The sequence below is a fragment of the Citrobacter sp. ANG330 genome (assembly GCF_047467925.1).
In the GTDB taxonomy this organism is placed as follows: Bacteria; Pseudomonadota; Gammaproteobacteria; order Enterobacterales; family Enterobacteriaceae; genus Citrobacter_A; species Citrobacter_A amalonaticus_G.
Window position 1 is genome coordinate 212,275 of record NZ_JASJUI010000001.1, and the last position, 15,924, is coordinate 228,198.

Annotated in this window: 17 protein-coding genes; 7 read left to right on the forward strand and 10 right to left on the reverse strand. The window is 53.1% G+C overall.

The window, feature by feature from the left end:
• The 10 genes from QNN88_RS00985 to pspA all read right to left on the reverse strand — a co-directional run bounded on the left by QNN88_RS00985 (position 1) and on the right by pspA (position 8,350).
• Entirely contained in the window at positions 1-789 is a 789-nt protein-coding gene (locus tag QNN88_RS00985) for a sugar phosphate isomerase/epimerase family protein (protein ID WP_414238592.1), read from the reverse strand.
• 19 nt (positions 790-808) lie between these two features.
• Entirely contained in the window at positions 809-1,861 is a 1,053-nt protein-coding gene (locus QNN88_RS00990; RefSeq protein WP_414238593.1) for a zinc-dependent alcohol dehydrogenase, read from the reverse strand.
• A 28-nt stretch (positions 1,862-1,889) separates the two neighbouring features.
• Positions 1,890-2,732: a carbohydrate ABC transporter permease gene (locus tag QNN88_RS00995; protein ID WP_414238594.1), complete on the reverse strand. Its 843-nt coding sequence runs from the start codon at positions 2,730-2,732 to the stop codon at positions 1,890-1,892.
• The gene (locus QNN88_RS01000) at positions 2,719-3,600 is read right to left on the reverse strand and encodes a carbohydrate ABC transporter permease (protein ID WP_414238595.1); all 882 of its coding nucleotides are present in this window, start codon (positions 3,598-3,600) and stop codon (positions 2,719-2,721) included. Before QNN88_RS01000 ends, QNN88_RS00995 begins: the two co-directional genes overlap by 14 nt.
• Before the next feature lie 20 nt (positions 3,601-3,620).
• Complete coding sequence (locus QNN88_RS01005) at positions 3,621-4,913, reverse strand: ABC transporter substrate-binding protein (RefSeq protein WP_414238596.1); 1,293 nt, start codon at positions 4,911-4,913, stop codon at positions 3,621-3,623.
• Between the two features lie 12 nt (positions 4,914-4,925).
• Positions 4,926-6,608 (reverse strand): sugar phosphorylase, encoded by a 1,683-nt coding sequence (locus tag QNN88_RS01010; RefSeq protein ID WP_414238597.1) that lies wholly within the window; start codon positions 6,606-6,608, stop codon positions 4,926-4,928.
• A 186-nt stretch (positions 6,609-6,794) separates the two neighbouring features.
• Positions 6,795-7,019, reverse strand: a complete 225-nt coding sequence (pspD, locus tag QNN88_RS01015) for a phage shock protein PspD (protein WP_414238598.1) — start codon at positions 7,017-7,019, stop codon at positions 6,795-6,797.
• Positions 7,020-7,043: 24 nt separating this feature from the next.
• On the reverse strand, positions 7,044-7,403 hold the full coding sequence (gene pspC, locus QNN88_RS01020) for an envelope stress response membrane protein PspC (RefSeq protein WP_414238599.1): 360 nt from the start codon (positions 7,401-7,403) through the stop codon (positions 7,044-7,046).
• Positions 7,403-7,627, reverse strand: coding sequence for an envelope stress response membrane protein PspB (pspB, locus tag QNN88_RS01025; protein WP_042318763.1), 225 nt, complete (start codon positions 7,625-7,627; stop codon positions 7,403-7,405). Before pspB ends, pspC begins: the two co-directional genes overlap by 1 nt.
• Before the next feature lie 54 nt (positions 7,628-7,681).
• Positions 7,682-8,350, reverse strand: coding sequence for a phage shock protein PspA (gene pspA / locus QNN88_RS01030; RefSeq protein WP_046480992.1), 669 nt, complete (start codon positions 8,348-8,350; stop codon positions 7,682-7,684).
• A gap of 167 nt (positions 8,351-8,517) precedes the next feature.
• On the opposite strand from pspA, the gene pspF reads away from it, so the two are divergent.
• From pspF to fabI, 7 genes are all read left to right on the forward strand, one after another.
• Entirely contained in the window at positions 8,518-9,492 is a 975-nt protein-coding gene (gene pspF, locus QNN88_RS01035) for a phage shock protein operon transcriptional activator (RefSeq protein WP_414238600.1), read from the forward strand.
• Between the two features lie 112 nt (positions 9,493-9,604).
• Positions 9,605-11,248, forward strand: coding sequence for an ABC transporter substrate-binding protein SapA (gene sapA / locus QNN88_RS01040; RefSeq protein ID WP_414238601.1), 1,644 nt, complete (start codon positions 9,605-9,607; stop codon positions 11,246-11,248).
• Positions 11,245-12,210 carry a peptide ABC transporter permease SapB gene (gene sapB / locus QNN88_RS01045; RefSeq protein WP_414238602.1) on the forward strand — a complete coding sequence of 322 codons (966 nt, stop codon included), beginning with the start codon at positions 11,245-11,247 and terminating at the stop codon, positions 12,208-12,210. The genes sapA and sapB overlap by 4 nt, the downstream gene beginning before the upstream one ends.
• Positions 12,197-13,087: a peptide ABC transporter permease SapC gene (gene sapC, locus QNN88_RS01050; RefSeq protein ID WP_414238603.1), complete on the forward strand. Its 891-nt coding sequence runs from the start codon at positions 12,197-12,199 to the stop codon at positions 13,085-13,087. The genes sapB and sapC overlap by 14 nt, the downstream gene beginning before the upstream one ends.
• Complete coding sequence (gene sapD / locus QNN88_RS01055; protein WP_414238604.1) at positions 13,087-14,079, forward strand: peptide ABC transporter ATP-binding protein SapD; 993 nt, start codon at positions 13,087-13,089, stop codon at positions 14,077-14,079. Before sapC ends, sapD begins: the two co-directional genes overlap by 1 nt.
• Position 14,080: 1 nt before the next feature.
• Complete coding sequence (gene sapF, locus QNN88_RS01060; RefSeq protein ID WP_043000548.1) at positions 14,081-14,887, forward strand: peptide ABC transporter ATP-binding protein SapF; 807 nt, start codon at positions 14,081-14,083, stop codon at positions 14,885-14,887.
• Positions 14,888-15,009: 122 nt separating this feature from the next.
• A complete protein-coding gene (gene fabI / locus QNN88_RS01065; protein WP_414238605.1) occupies positions 15,010-15,798 on the forward strand; it encodes an enoyl-ACP reductase FabI in 789 nt (262 codons plus the stop codon).
• Positions 15,799-15,924: the final 126 nt, after the last annotated feature.

The window sequence follows — 15,924 nt, forward strand, 5'->3', positions numbered from 1 at the left end:
TTAGCAGGTACGCAGCCAGGCCAATGACTGACGGTAGGCTTCCGGCAGATTCTCTGCCCGAACCCGGCCTTCATACACCACATAGCCCTGATAGTTGTCTTCGCGCAACTGCTCAAACAGTCGGTGAAAATCAAGGGTGCCGGTGCCCGGCTGATAGCGATGATTGTCCGCGATATGCACATGCCCCAGCAGATCGCGGTTTTCATGCAGCGCCTTCGCCATATCGTCTTCTTCGATATTCATGTGGTAGAAATCGCCGATGATCTGCACGTGCTTCAGGTTGTTTTCCTCGATGTAGCGACGCGCATCCGCCAGTGTGTTGATCATATGATCCTGATAGCGGTTAAGTGGCTCGAGATAGACCGTGGTGCCCGTGCGCGCAGCGACCTTGTCGAGATAACGCAGCGAGTCGCTGACCACCTTACGATCGCCTGCCAGACTGCGCGGCGAGGTCATTGGCGGTAAACGGAAGGTAAACATGCCCCATGCTGCTGGCACAATGATCCCCTTCCCACCAACTTGCGCCAGAGCTTCAAGAATACGTTCAATCTGCTGTAAGCCGTTCAGACGACGCTCTTCGATGAAATCGCCGATCCACCCGTCATAGCCACCACAGGCGGTCGTGACCGGCAGACCCGTTTCTTTAATGGCGGCCTTGACTTCCTCAAGGTGATTGACCAACAGTTTGCCGTCGATCTCAAAACCGTCAAAACCCATCTCTTTAATATATTTGAATTTATCCAGAATATTTTCCGGGAAAAAAGCCTGATTCTGTGTGCCGATTTTCATTGATTGTCTTCCCTTACGCTTAAAATGTGACGCCCATTTTGATGCTCTGCTCCGGATGTCTGTCGACATACTGCATATAGCTTTCCGGACTATTGGCAAAGGTCACCACCGGGTCGATGAGATCTTCACAGTTCAGATACCCGTTCATCAGCAGTTCCCAGCAGGTCTCTTCGATACGTTTGCGACTCCAGCGCGGATAGTCCGGGTTCGGTTCGCTGCAGGCACGCGAGAAAACAATTCTGGCGTTATTGAAATGCGCTTCGCGCCCGAGGTTAAAACCTTCGGCAAAGGGTTTGGCAAAGGCAACGTAGGCGATCGTGCCGCCATAGGCCAGGCCGCGCAGTGCAGACTGTAGCGCGTCGGCATAACCACTGGTTTCGATAATCACATCCGCGCCCTGTTTGCCGGTCAGCGTTTTGATCTCTTTACCGACATCAGTACCCATTGGATTCAGGCAGAAATCCGCCCCATGTCGACGGGCAATATCACAACGATGGGCAATAGGATCCACGCCGATGACCACCGACGCGCCGGCTTTTTTTGCTAACTGGACTGCTATCTGACCAATCGCGCCCAGGCCAACGATGACGACAAAATCGCCGACCCGTACGTTGGCATCCCGCACCCCGCTCATTGCAAATTGCGCCGGGTCGTAGCACACCGCGTTTTTCCAGTTGGCGCCCTGCGGCATCTTGCGCAGTTTGTAGTTATTGACGCCGTTGATAATGACCGTCTCGGCTAAAGGCGCATAACCGCAGACGCTATCACCAGGGGCATAATCCGTGACGTCGCTGCCGCACTCGATAACGTCGCCGACCACCATATTGCCGAGCTGAAACTTGCCAAACTCGATACCGCGCGGCGCATCTTTCGGGCGCGGCATGAACATTTGCCATTCAGCGTTAAAATCTTCATCGATAAACGGGCTGGCAGCGCGGAAATCCACCACCTCCGTACCGTGTTTCGGGGCGCCAAAACGCACGCGGATCTTCACCTCATTCGCCATGACTGCGCGATCGTCATACTCCACCAGCGCCGCGACGCGCGGTTCTGTTGCGACTAACTTTTTCATTTACCACTCCTTGTTTAAACGGCCCGCGTTAGCCCTTCACGCCACCTGCGGTCAAACCACTCTTAATAAAACGTTCCGAAAGCGCATACATAATGACAACCGGTAACGCCGTCACCAGCGACGCCGCCATCATCCGTCCCCAGATATAATCCGGCGTACTGAACAACGTGTTCAGACCCACCGGTAACGTAAAGTTGCTGGCGCTGGAGAGGAAAATGGAGGCAAACAGATAGTCGTTCCAGGCCACCATAAAGCAGTAGACAAAGACCGACACCAGCCCGGACATCGCCAGCGGCACGGTAATACGAAAGATAATTTGCAGGCGATTGAGACCATCCATCATCGCCGCTTCTTCAATCTCATCCGGAATGGTGTCGAAGTAGCTTTTCAGCATGAACACCGCGGTTGGCAACGTCTGGGTCACCATGGTGACAATCAACGCCATTTCCGTGTCATAAATGCCCAGCGCGGTGATGATTTTGAACAGCGGCACCACCAGCAAAATGCCGGAGAACATGTAGACGGTGTAAAAACTGGCGTTAATGGTCATCCGTCCCTTAAAACGCAAGCGGGACAGCGCGTAGGCACCGAGAGTCCCCAGAAATACCGCCACCACGGATGACACGACGGACACCAGCAGACTGTTACGGAAGTAATCAATAAACGGGAAAATCAGCGGATTAAAAATGTCGATGTAGTGTTCGAGCGTCCACTGTTGCGGCAGCAACGTGGGATGCAACGAAATCGCCTCTTTCGCGCTTTTGAACGATGTCATTAACATCACAAAAAAAGGAAACAGTGTGACGATCAAAAAAACGATCAAACCACAATAAAAGCCCACGCGTCCGAGTCTGCGTTTATTTGTTGCCATTGAGGTTCACCCTATTTCTGGTCAATAAAATGACGGCGAAAATAATGATAAAAAGCACGACGGAAATGGCTGCAGCTTTACCTAAATCATTAAAAGCAAACGCCGTCTTGTAGAGATACACCCCGAGAATGTCGACCTTTGTCGTCAGCAGATAAACATCGGCGAACATGTAGAACATCCAGATAGTGCGCAGGGTAACCACCGTCGCCAGCACCGGCATAATGGCGGGCAGCGTGACGATACGAAAACGCTGCCAGGCATTCGCGCCATCCATCTCCGCCGCTTCGTAGAGCGATTTATCAATGGTCTGCAAAATCGCCAGAAACGAAATAAAGGCGTACGGGAAATAACGCCAGATGGCGAACAGCACCACCAGCACGAAACTGCTGCCGGGATTGTCGAACCACAAAGGGGCCTGATCGTACAGATGCAGCAGATCCACCCCCAGATAATTGACGATGCCGTAACCGCTGTTGAACATGTACTTCCAGGCAAAGACCAGCGAGATAGACGGAGTGACATAAGAAAGGATCACCAGTGAGCGCGCCGTTTTACGTAACCGGAACTCGCGATTAAAGAACATCGCCACCCCCAGACCGAGTACCGTACTGCCCGCCACCACCAGCGCGGTGTACCACACCGTCATCCACAGCGAATGCCAGAAATCAGGATCGGAAAGAATGCGGATATAATTCGCCAGCCCGACAAATGTGGCATCGATACGCGGATTCAACGGCAAACGCAGAAAGCTGATTTCAATATTCGACAGCATCGGCCACGCCACGAGGCCACCCAACAAAAGCAGGCTGGGCGCCAGCAACAGCATCGCAAAAGGCATATCGGAACGACCGGAGAATAAACGGCTCATGACAGCAGTCCTCTTACCCATTAACGCTGCTCATTCAGGGCATCCAGTTTTTTCTGGCTTTCCTGGAGCGTTTTCGAGAGATCAGCCTTACCTACCGTCACGTTATGCACCGTCGTGCTTATCACGCCGGAACCGGTAACGTCCCCCATGCGGGTGAAGTTTTTATCCCCTACCGCACCGAAAACCTGGATATTCGGTAGCTCCGCAATAAGTTGCGCCGGGAGGTCGCCTAACGCTTTAATCACGCTGTTGTTCTGCCAGGTTTGCGTTTTCACCACGGTTTTATTGACCGGCAGCGCGGCGCCCGGCGACATCATCACCCAGTCGGCAATGTTGTCTGGTTGTTCCATAAACGCGACAAACTTCTCGGCTGCGGCCGTCTCTTCCTCTTTTTGCCCATTCGTTATCGTCAGCGAGGTCAGCATGCCGTAAACCGCGGCGGTCTTTTCGGTCGGGACCATAAAGCCGACGTTCTGTGGGTTTCCTTCTTTAATTAGCGCGGGAAGAATGTAGGTGGAATAAATCGCCATCGGCGCCGTGCCATTCATAAAGGCATCTTTGACTTCCATGATGTCGTTAGATCCCGGCATCGTGGTCGCGGCCAGATCGCGGTAATATCCCAGCGACTGGCTCATTTCGGGCGTATTGAGAGTGATATGTCCCTGGGCATCAAAGACGTTGGCTTTATTGGATAAAGCAAACTGCGAAAAAGATTGTTCCGTCAGTACGCTTTCCGCGGTCGGCAAGGCAATGCCATATTTTTTATGCGCAGGGTCATAGAGTTTTTGCGCAGCGGCAAGCAGCGTTTCCCAGTTTTTTGGTTCATCCAGTCCCGCCTGGGCAAGGATGTCTTTGCGATACCAGATACCCCCGATCCAGGCGCTCACCGGAACGCCTGTCCACGCGTTGCCATCTTCAGTACGGACGATGCGCAGCACCCCCTCGTAGAAGGTTTCTTGCCCCACGGTCTGGATCACTTTCCCCACCGCATCCCGGTCGATCAACTGTTCTTTATCCATCACTTTGGCGTAGTCATGGCTGGTCTCAATCACCTCTGGCAGCGACCCGCTTCTCGCCAGCGTAATCACTTTCGTGTTATAGGCGTCTTCTTCGACGGGAACCTGTTTAACACTGATATCCGGGTTCGCATTTTCAAACCGTTTAATCAGCGCGGAAATAACGGCCTGGCGCTCCTGTTCCACAGAAGAGTGCATAAACTCAATTGAAACGTGGGACGGTTTTTCATCCTTACAACCTGAAATCAGGGCGCAGGAAACCAGTGCTGATAACAGCACCATTTTAGTTTTAATCATCAGATGTTCCTTTTATTTTTTAATCCACATAACCTGCCAGGGTTGCAGCGTCAATGTTTCTCCGCAAACATTAATTCCACTAATTACATCAATCCCCTTATCAATACCGGCATTGATACTTTGTTTGCGATCGCTAAAATTAAACAGGGCAGTAATCGTTTCACGTTCATCGGCAGAACGAATAATTCGCATAACCGTAGGTGTCAGGCTGCAAATATCAAAGTCACTCTCAGGATGAAACGCCTTATTCCCTCTGCGGATATGAATTAATCGGGATAATGTCTGATACACTTCATGGCGAAGAGAGCCTTCAACCATCAACGCCTCTTCAATCGTTTCTCGCTGATATTTCTTCCGATTAATGGCGCGATTGTACCCGTGTTTTTCGACACCCTCGTAGTCATTACGCGACCCGAGGATACTCTGAATATAAATTGCGGGCACACCAGGAAAAGTTAATAACAGAGCATGGGTTAGGATGAATTTGGCAAACCGTTCTTCATCACTGTCATTCTGATGACTTAACGCGTCCATCCAGGTCACATTTAATTCATACGGACTCCGGGTACCATCAGGATTATTTTTCCAGTTAACTAACGCCCCTTCTTTCTGCATGGCGGTCACCAGTGCGAGAATATCCTCTTCCGCTAACAGACCACGCAAAGGGTTCAGGCCAATGCCATCATGTGACGCCAGAAAATTAAACCAGGTCGTTTCGTTCGAAGGCAGTGCCAGCGTCTGCGCCCATTGGCACAGCACCCGGCAATCCTGACGATGCAGAGTGTGCAGGACAAGCGGCGGCAGGGAAAACTGATAAACCATGTGTGCTTCATCGTGCCCGTTGCCCAGATAGGAAACATTGTCCTGGTGCGGGACATTGGTCTCCGTAATGATGACCGTACCGGGGGCGACATCATCCGCTATCGCGCGAAATAATTTGATCAGTTGATGCGTTTTTTCCAGATGAATACAAGACGTACCCGGCGTTTTCCACATATAGCCAACGGCGTCCAGGCGAACATAATCGGCCCCGCGTTCCAGGTAGGTCAGCAGTACATCAATCATGGCGAGCAACACGTCCGGATTACTGTAATTGAGGTCAACCTGGTCTTCGCTAAATGTCGTCCATAAATAACGAACTGTTTTATCCTGTAGGGTAAACGGCGTTAATAACGGTAATGCCCGAGGCCGCGTCACCGCGTGTAAATCGGTAGCAGGATCCATTTCAATAAAGAAATTTTCATATCCGGGAGCCTGCTGCAAATAAAGTGTAAACCACTCACTTTTCGCAGACATATGATTGCAAACGAAATCAAACATCAGACGGCAGGATGCGGTTAAATCATGGATATCATTCCAGTCTCCGGTTTCAGGTGAGACCTGATAGTAATCAATAACAGAAAATCCGTCATCTGATGACCAGGGATAAAACGGTAGAAGATGGATGTGTGAAAATACGGAGGAAAGCCATTGCGTCCAGAATTGATTAAATGTCGGCAGGGGTTTTTCTGTCTCGCTATGAAATTGATCGGCATAGGTAATGAGTACCACATCACTTTCATCCCAGTGAGGTTTACGTTTTTTATTAATAATCTTACGCGAACTTTCTATTCGCGTTTTCAATGACTCACTGTGGCGCACTGTCCATGTATCGCCATAGACCTGACGCAGACGTTCGTTAATTTTACGGTTCACTTAAATTTTCCGTGGTAGCGGTCCCATGCGAAAGGAGACTACTCCGCCAAAAATAAGCTGTCAATGCAGACAAAGAGGTTTAAAGGAGGAATTAAAAGAATTTCAGCAGCTCAGCAATCGATTTGTGAGCTGCCGCAAATTAATAAAGAGGATGTGATTTAATTGTTACGAAAAAAGGTCGGGAAATTAACGTCCGGAATAGCGTTTTGATATTTTCGTCGCCATGCGGCTTAAAAGAGGTTCCAGCGCCAACGCCAGCAACATTTTGAGCGGACGGCGGGCGACGGATTTTACCGCCCACCCCGCGACACCCGCGGGGCCGTAGCGTAGCGCCGTCAGAAGCACCAGCTTACCTGCTATTTTCATACCCGGCTTAACCTTCTGCCCGGCGCGTTGCCAGCGATTATTCATCTCTACCCTCGTTTCGTTAATGATTTATAGCTGACGGAAACGGCTACGCAGAGTAAACGTGTCCGAGGTGACATACCGCTCCATTTCACGTAAGCGTTTCTCCCCCGCCGCCAGCTCTTTATCGACGATATCTAACAGCTCGCCGCTGGACGGTTGCTGCTCACCTGCTGCCAGGTTGTCCGGCATTGGGTCAAGCACAAACGCCAGAATGATATAGGCGACCAGGGTGAAAAAAGCCAGGCCGAAAAAGATCGACAGCACCACTAAAATTCGCACCAGTTTTACCGGCACATCCAGATACTGTGCGATCCCGGCGCACACGCCTCGCAGCATGCCCCGCTGCGGAATGCGCCATAATTTTTTGTTCAGATCAATGCCGCCCATTAACGATCCCTCCAGTTCGGATGTTCCGCATCGAGAATATCTTCCAGCGCCTGGATACGTTCACGCATGCGTTGCGCGTCGTCAGTTAACTGAACTAAACGTTGCTGCTCGCTTTGCGATAACTCGCCGCGACTGGAACGGTTGCTGTAATGCAGCCACAACCAAATCGGTAACACAAACAGCACGAAGATAGTTAACGGAATGGCCAGAAATAGCGCGCTCATGAGGTCTCCTTACAGATGATGAGCGGCGGCACACCCGGGCGCCGCCAGATATTATTATTGCTTGTCTTGCTGCATTTTGGCTTTCAGTTGCGCCAGTTGTTCGCTGATTTCATCATCCGCTTTCAGGTCGGCAAACTGCTGATCCAGTGTTTTCTGTTTGCCAAAGTTATGGCTTTCCGCTTCTGCTTCCATGTGATCGATACGACGCTCGAAAGATTCAAAACGCGCCATCGCTTCATCCAGCTTACCGCTGTCCAGTTGACGACGCACGTCACGGGATGAGCTCGCCGCCTGATGACGCAGTGTCAGCGCCTGCTGGCGTGCGCGGGTTTCGCTAAGTTTGTTTTCCAGCTCACCGATCTCTTTCTTCATGCGCGTCAGCGTATCGTCTACCAGCGTCACTTCATGCTCAAGATTGCCAATCAGATCGGTCAGCTTCTGTTTTTCAATCAGCGCAGCACGAGCCAGATCGTCTTTCTCTTTACGCAGTGCGAGTTCCGCTTTTTCCTGCCACTCTGTCTGTTGAGCCGTTGCCTGCTCAATGCGACGTGATAACTGTTTCTTTTCCGCCAGCGCACGCGCTGAGTTGGAACGCACTTCAACCAGCGTATCTTCCATTTCCTGAATCATCAGACGAACCAGCTTTTGCGGATCTTCCGCTTTCTCCAGCAGTGCGTTGATGTTGGCATTCACGATGTCGGCGAAACGAGAAAAAATACCCATAATTCTGTCCTCATATTTTCTGATGTCGGGCGTTGCCCTGCTGATTCTCTAATACAATCTGCGTGCCAACTTTTTAACTTATTGATTTATATTGGAATACACGGTTTTACCTCGACACGAAAACAGAGTAAAGTGGTGAAATACACTAACATGTGGCGAATTTAATCATGGCTGAATACAAAGATAATCTGTTAGGGGAAGCCAACAACTTTCTGGAGATGCTTGAGCAGGTTTCCCACCTTGCACCGCTGGACAAGCCGGTACTGATTATCGGCGAGCGCGGAACCGGTAAAGAGCTGATTGCCAACCGCCTGCATTACCTCTCCTCTCGCTGGCAGGGACCGTTTATATCGCTTAACTGCGCGGCGCTGAACGAAAACCTGCTCGACAGCGAACTGTTCGGTCACGAAGCCGGTGCGTTTACCGGTGCGCAAAAACGCCATCCGGGACGCTTTGAACGGGCCGATGGCGGCACCTTGTTTCTGGATGAACTCGCCACCGCGCCAATGCTGGTGCAGGAAAAACTGCTCAGAGTGATTGAGTACGGCGAACTTGAGCGCGTGGGCGGTAGCCAGCCATTACAGGTGAATGTCCGTCTGGTTTGCGCCACCAATGCGAATCTTCCGGCGATGGTCAATGAAGGCACCTTCCGCGCAGATCTACTCGATCGTCTGGCGTTCGACGTGGTGCAACTGCCGCCGCTGCGCGAGCGGCAAACCGATATCATGCTCATGGCAGAACATTTTGCCATTCAGATGTGCCGGGAAATTCGCCTGCCGCTGTTTCCGGGATTTACCTCGCACGCCAGAGAGACGCTGCTCACCTATGCCTGGCCCGGAAATATCCGCGAATTAAAAAACGTGGTCGAACGTTCGGTATACCGGCATGGTACCAGCGATGCGCCGCTTGATGAGATTGTGATCGACCCGTTTAAACGCAACGTGCCGACGCCCCCCGTTGCAGAAACCACAGCAACGAGTCTTTCGCTGCCTCTCGATTTACGCACGTTTCAGCAGCAGCAGGAGAAAGAGCTGCTGCAAGCCAGTCTGGAACAGGCAAAATTTAACCAGAAACGGGCGGCGGAATTACTCGGGCTGACTTACCACCAACTGCGCGCACTGCTCAAAAAACATCAGATTTAGCGCCTCCTGCTCCCTGATTGCGCATAATTACGCCAGTTGTCCTCAGACATTTGTGCCTGGCGGGCGATAGTGCGATACACTTTGCAAATCGTATCTAAAAACCTTAAAAATTATGCGCCTGGTTTTATCGTCTCTGATCGTGATGGCTGGACTTCTGAGTGCTCAGGCTACTGCTGCGCCTGAAACCGCCCCACGTGAAGATATTCGTGACAGCGGCTTTGTCTATTGCGTGAGTGGGCAGGTCAACACCTTCAATCCGCAAAAAGTGAGCAGCGGACTGATCGTCGACACTCTCGCCGCCCAGCTCTATGATCGGCTGCTGGATGTCGATCCCTATACTTATCGTCTGGTCCCGGAACTGGCGGAAAGTTGGGAGGTGCTGGATAACGGCGCCACTTACCGCTTCCACCTGCGCCGCGACGTGGCGTTTCAGAAAACGGACTGGTTTACGCCCACGCGTAAACTGAATGCCGACGACGTGGTTTTTACCTTTCAGCGCATCTTTGATCGCAACCATCCGTGGCATAACGTCAACGGCGGCAATTTTCCCTATTTCGACAGTCTGCAGTTCGCCGATAACGTGCAGAGCGTGCGTAAGCTCGACAATAACACCGTGGAATTTCGCCTGACGAAACCAGATGCCTCTTTCTTATGGCACCTGGCAACCCACTATGCGTCCGTGATGTCGGCTGAGTATGCTGATCAACTGACAAAACAGGATCGCCAGGAGCAGCTCGATCGCCAGCCGGTCGGTACCGGCCCCTTTCAGCTTTCCGAGTATCGCGCCGGACAATACATCCGCCTGCAACGTCATGACAAATTCTGGCGCGGTAAGCCGCTGATGCCACAGGTGGTGGTGGATCTGGGATCCGGCGGAACCGGACGTTTATCGAAACTGCTTACCGGCGAATGTGACGTGCTGGCCTGGCCTGCCGCCAGCCAGTTGACTATTCTGCGTGACGACCCGCGCCTGCGTCTGACGTTGCGCCCGGGGATGAACATCGCGTATCTGGCGTTCAATACCGACAAGCCTCCGTTGAATAATCCGGCGGTTCGCCACGCCCTGGCGCTGTCCATCAATAACCAGCGTCTGATGCAGTCTATCTATTACGGTACGGCGGAAACGGCCGCCTCTATTTTGCCTCGCGCCTCGTGGGCCTATGACAACGAGGCTAAAATAACAGAATACAATCCGGCTAAATCCCGCGAACAGCTCAAAGCGCTGGGGCTGGAGAATCTGACGCTGCGACTGTGGGTGCCGACCAGTTCTCAGGCGTGGAACCCGAGCCCGCTGAAAACCGCTGAGCTCATCCAGGCGGATATGGCGCAGGTTGGGGTGAACGTGGTGATTGTACCGGTTGAAGGTCGTTTCCAGGAGGCGCGGTTGATGGATATGAACCATGATCTGACGTTGTCCGGCTGGGCAACCGACAGTAACGATCCGGACAGTTTCTTCCGCCCGTTGCTCAGCTGTGCGGCCATCAATTCGCAGACCAACTTCGCCCACTGGTGTAATCCGGAGTTCGACAACGTGCTGCGCAAAGCGCTCTCATCGCAACAGCTTTCCGCGCGTATTGATGCATATGATGAAGCGCAGAACATCCTCGCCAAAGAGTTGCCGATCCTGCCGCTCGCCTCGTCATTGCGCCTGCAGGCCTATCGGTATGACATAAAAGGTCTGGTGTTGAGTCCGTTTGGTAATGCCTCTTTCGCCGGCGTGTCGCGCGAAAAAAACGATGAGGTGAAAAAACCATGATTATCTTCACTTTGCGTCGTTTACTGTTGCTGATGGTCACGCTGTTTTTTCTGACCTTTATCGGCTTTAGCCTCAGCTATTTTACGCCGCATGCGCCGCTACAAGGCGCATCGTTGTGGAATGCGTGGGTGTTCTGGTTCAATGGCCTGATTCACTGGGACTTTGGCGTCTCCAGCATCAACGGACAACTCATCTCGGAACAGCTCAAAGAGGTGTTCCCCGCCACAATGGAACTGTGCACGCTGGCATTCGGCTTTGCGCTAATGGTGGGGATTCCGGTGGGCATGCTGGCGGGCATTACCCGCAACAAGTGGCAGGATCGCTTGATCAGTGCCCTCGCCCTGCTCGGCTTTTCTATTCCTGTATTCTGGCTGGCGCTTCTGCTGACGCTGTTCTTCTCATTGACGCTTGGCTGGCTGCCGGTTTCAGGCCGATTCGATCTGCTCTACGAAGTAAAGCCGGTCACCGGTCTGGCTATTGTCGACGCGTGGCTCTCTGACTCCCCCTGGCGTGATGAAATGCTGATGAGCGCCGCCCGTCATATGGTGTTACCGGTGCTAACGCTGGCAGTTGCGCCGACTACGGAAGTGATTCGCCTGATGCGTATCAGTACCATTGAGGTGTTTGATCAGAACTACGTGAAGGCCGCGGCAACGCGTGGGCTGTCACGGTTTACGATCCTGCGCCGTCATGTGCTGCATAACGCCTTACCGCCTGTGATCCCCCGTCTCGGCCTACAGTTTTCAACCATGCTGACGCTGGCGATGATCACCGAGATGGTCTTTAGCTGGCCGGGGCTGGGACGCTGGCTGATTAATGCCATCCGCCAGCAGGATTACGCCGCCATTTCCGCCGGCGTGATGGTGGTGGGTTCGCTGGTCATTATCGTCAACGTGATTTCTGATATTTTGGGTGCTATGGCTAACCCTCTGAAACATAAGGAATGGTATGCCTTACGATAGCGTTTATAGCGAAAAGCGCCCGCCGGGTACGCTGCGCACCGCATGGCGCAAATTTTATGGCGATACCACGGCAATGATTGGCTTATACGGCTGTGCAGGGCTGGTGATACTGTGCCTGTTCGGTAACTGGTTTGCGCCGTATGGTATCGATCAGCAGTTCCTCGGCTATCAGCTGCTGCCGCCCTCCTGGTCACGCTATGGCGAAGTCTCCTTCTTCCTCGGTACTGACGATCTGGGACGCGATGTCCTGAGCCGTCTGCTCAGCGGCGCAGCCCCTACCGTGGGCGGCGCGTTTGTCGTTACGCTCGCCGCAACGCTGTGCGGACTGTTTCTCGGCGTGGTCGCCGGAGCCACGCACGGTCTACGCTCTGCCGTGCTGAACCATATTCTCGATACTCTGCTGTCGATTCCGTCTCTGCTGCTGGCGATTATCGTTGTCGCCTTTGCCGGACCGCATTTAACCCATGCTATGTTTGCCGTCTGGCTGGCGCTGCTGCCACGCATGGTCCGTTCGGTCTACAGCATGGTGCATGACGAACTGGAAAAAGAGTACGTTATTGCGGCGCGTCTTGATGGCGCTTCCACGCTGAACATTCTCTGGTTCGCCATATTGCCCAATATTACCGCAGGCTTGATCACCGAAATCACCCGCGCACTGTCGATGGCGATACTGGATATCGCCGCGCTCGGTTTTCTCGATCTTGGCGCACAACTCCCTTCTCCTGAATGGGGCGCGATGCTGGGTGACGCACTGGAACTGATTTACGTTGCGCCGTGGACGGTGATGCTGCCCGGTGCGGCTATCATGGTCAGCGTCCTGCTGGTGAATCTGCTGGGTGACGGCGTTCGCCGCGCCATTATTGCGGGGGTGGAATAATGCCATTACTGGATATCCGCAACCTGACCATTGAATTTAAAGCCGGTGAAGAGTGGGTCAAAGCCGTCGACCGCGTCAGTATGACTTTAAGCGAGGGGGAAATTCGCGGGCTGGTGGGTGAATCCGGCTCCGGTAAAAGCCTGATTGCCAAGGCCATCTGCGGCGTTGCCAAAGACAACTGGCGCGTCACCGCTGACAGGATGCGTTTTGATGATATCGACCTGCTACGCCTTTCTCCGCGTGAACGACGTAAACTCGTGGGACATAACGTTTCGATGATTTTCCAGGAGCCGCAGTCGTGTCTGGATCCGTCCGAGCGCGTGGGTCGCCAGTTGATGCAAAACATTCCGGCATGGACTTACAAAGGCCGCTGGTGGCAACGTCCTGGCTGGCGGAAGCGCCGCGCCATTGAACTGCTGCACCGCGTGGGGATTAAAGATCATAAAGACGCCATGCGCAGCTTCCCCTATGAACTGACCGACGGTGAATGTCAGAAAGTGATGATTGCCATTGCGCTGGCCAATCAACCGCGGCTGTTGATTGCGGACGAGCCGACCAATGCGATGGAGCCGACCACTCAGGCGCAGATCTTCCGCCTGCTGACGCGGCTGAATCAGAACAGCAATACCACCATTTTGCTGATCAGCCATGACCTGCAAATGCTCAGCCAGTGGGCGGATAAAATTAACGTGCTGTACTGTGGTCAGACGGTTGAAACCGCACCGAGTAAAGAGCTGGTGACGACGCCGCATCACCCGTACACCCAGGCGTTGATCCGCGCCATTCCTGACTTTGGTAGCGCCATGCCGCACAAAAGTCGTCTGAACACCATGCCCGGAGCCATCCCTTTGCTCGAACAATTGCCCATCGGTTGCCGTCTGGGGCCGCGCTGTCCGTATGCACAGCGTGAGTGTATTGAAACGCCGCGTCTGACCGGAGCGAAAAACCATCTCTATGCCTGTCATTTCCCCCTCAACATGGAGAGAGAATGAGATGGTTGAGACCTTACTTGAAGTCCGTAATCTGAGTAAAACCTTCCGCTATCGGACGGGCTGGTTCCGCCGTCAGACCGTAGAAGCCGTGAAACCGCTGAGTTTTACCCTGCGCGAGCGTCAGACGCTGGCCATTATTGGTGAGAATGGTTCAGGTAAATCTACACTGGCCAAAATGCTGGCAGGAATGGTTGAGCCAACCAGCGGCGAGTTACTGATTGACGATCATCCGCTCGAATTTGGTGATTATTCGTTTCGCAGTCAGCGCATCCGCATGATTTTCCAGGACCCGTCGACCTCACTGAATCCTCGCCAGCGAATTTCGCAAATCCTCGACTTTCCGTTGCGCCTGAATACCGACCTTGAGCCGGAACAGCGACGCAAGCAGATTATTGAGACCATGCGAATGGTAGGACTGCTGCCCGATCATGTTAGCTATTACCCGCATATGCTGGCGCCGGGGCAAAAACAGCGTCTGGGGCTTGCCCGCGCGATGATCCTGCGACCGAAGGTGATTATTGCCGATGAAGCGCTTGCGTCGCTCGATATGTCGATGCGCTCGCAGTTAATCAACCTGATGCTGGAATTGCAGGAGAAACAGGGTATCTCTTATATCTACGTCACCCAGCATCTGGGCATGATGAAGCACATCAGCGACCAGGTTCTGGTGATGCACCAGGGGGAAGTCGTCGAACGCGGCAGTACCGCCGACGTGCTGGCCTCTCCGCTGCATGAACTGACAAAACGATTAATCGCTGGTCATTTTGGCGAAGCGCTGACGGCCGATGCCTGGCGAAAAGACCGTTAACCGGTCTCCTGTTGTAGTCGGATTAATTCACCCGGCGTCTCGTGTTAAAATCGCCGCGTTTTAACGACATCAGGCCCCTTGATACGGCCAGGCGTCACAACGATAACATAAGGATTTTAGCTATGGGTTTTCTTTCCGGTAAGCGTATTCTGGTAACCGGTCTTGCCAGCAAACTGTCCATCGCCTGGGGGATCGCGCAGGCGATGCACCGCGAAGGCGCGGAACTGGCATTCACCTACCAGAACGACAAACTGAAAAGCCGCGTGGAAGAATTTGCTGCTCTGCTGGGTTCAAATATCGTAATACAGTGCGACGTGGCGGAAGATGAAAGCATCGACACTCTGTTCGCAGAACTGGCCAAAGCCTGGCCGAAATTTGACGGTTTCGTTCACTCCATCGGTTTTGCCCCTGGCGATCAGCTGGACGGCGACTACGTGAACGCGGTCACCCGCGAAGGCTTTAAAATCGCTCACGACATCAGTTCCTACAGCTTTGTAGCGATGGCGAAAGCCTGCCGTTCTATGCTGAATCCGGGGTCTGCCCTGCTGACCCTCTCCTACCTGGGTGCAGAGCGCGCGATCCCGAACTACAACGTGATGGGCCTGGCAAAAGCGTCTCTGGAAGCGAACGTTCGGTATATGGCGAACGCGATGGGTCCGGAAGGTGTACGTGTTAACGCCATCTCTGCAGGTCCAATCCGTACGCTGGCCGCCTCCGGTATCAAAGATTTCCGTAAGATGCTGGCGCATTGCGAAGCGGTGACCCCGATTCGTCGTACCGTGACTATCGAAGATGTGGGCAACTCAGCAGCCTTCCTGTGCTCGGATCTGTCCGCCGGTATCTCTGGTGAAGTGGTTCACGTTGACGGCGGCTTCAGCATCGCTGCAATGAACGAACTGGAACTGAAATAATCGTTCCGGCTTCCCCCGTGGGTGGCGCTCTGCCGCCCGCGTTATCGCCCTTTCCCCGCAATATAGCTTTTTGATCTTTGTTATCACGCAACAATCTTTCATCCCTTCTCCCGCATACGCCAGGAT

What these genes read in the sequence shown, in the direction of transcription:
- pspB (WP_042318763.1), bottom strand. Translation starts at nt 7,627, where the DNA reads ATGAGCGCGCTATTTCTGGCCATTCCGTTAACTATCTTCGTGCTGTTT.
- QNN88_RS00995 (WP_414238594.1), bottom strand. Translation starts at nt 2,732, where the DNA reads ATGGCAACAAATAAACGCAGACTCGGACGCGTGGGCTTTTATTGTGGT.
- sapD (WP_414238604.1), top strand. Translation starts at nt 13,087, where the DNA reads ATGCCATTACTGGATATCCGCAACCTGACCATTGAATTTAAAGCCGGT.
- sapC (WP_414238603.1), top strand. Translation starts at nt 12,197, where the DNA reads ATGCCTTACGATAGCGTTTATAGCGAAAAGCGCCCGCCGGGTACGCTG.
- sapF (WP_043000548.1), top strand. Translation starts at nt 14,081, where the DNA reads ATGGTTGAGACCTTACTTGAAGTCCGTAATCTGAGTAAAACCTTCCGC.
- pspF (WP_414238600.1), top strand. Translation starts at nt 8,518, where the DNA reads ATGGCTGAATACAAAGATAATCTGTTAGGGGAAGCCAACAACTTTCTG.
- QNN88_RS00985 (WP_414238592.1), bottom strand. Translation starts at nt 789, where the DNA reads ATGAAAATCGGCACACAGAATCAGGCTTTTTTCCCGGAAAATATTCTG.
- sapB (WP_414238602.1), top strand. Translation starts at nt 11,245, where the DNA reads ATGATTATCTTCACTTTGCGTCGTTTACTGTTGCTGATGGTCACGCTG.
- QNN88_RS00990 (WP_414238593.1), bottom strand. Translation starts at nt 1,861, where the DNA reads ATGAAAAAGTTAGTCGCAACAGAACCGCGCGTCGCGGCGCTGGTGGAG.
- pspA (WP_046480992.1), bottom strand. Translation starts at nt 8,350, where the DNA reads ATGGGTATTTTTTCTCGTTTCGCCGACATCGTGAATGCCAACATCAAC.
- pspD (WP_414238598.1), bottom strand. Translation starts at nt 7,019, where the DNA reads ATGAATAATCGCTGGCAACGCGCCGGGCAGAAGGTTAAGCCGGGTATG.
- QNN88_RS01005 (WP_414238596.1), bottom strand. Translation starts at nt 4,913, where the DNA reads ATGATTAAAACTAAAATGGTGCTGTTATCAGCACTGGTTTCCTGCGCC.
- fabI (WP_414238605.1), top strand. Translation starts at nt 15,010, where the DNA reads ATGGGTTTTCTTTCCGGTAAGCGTATTCTGGTAACCGGTCTTGCCAGC.
- pspC (WP_414238599.1), bottom strand. Translation starts at nt 7,403, where the DNA reads ATGGGCGGCATTGATCTGAACAAAAAATTATGGCGCATTCCGCAGCGG.
- QNN88_RS01000 (WP_414238595.1), bottom strand. Translation starts at nt 3,600, where the DNA reads ATGAGCCGTTTATTCTCCGGTCGTTCCGATATGCCTTTTGCGATGCTG.
- sapA (WP_414238601.1), top strand. Translation starts at nt 9,605, where the DNA reads ATGCGCCTGGTTTTATCGTCTCTGATCGTGATGGCTGGACTTCTGAGT.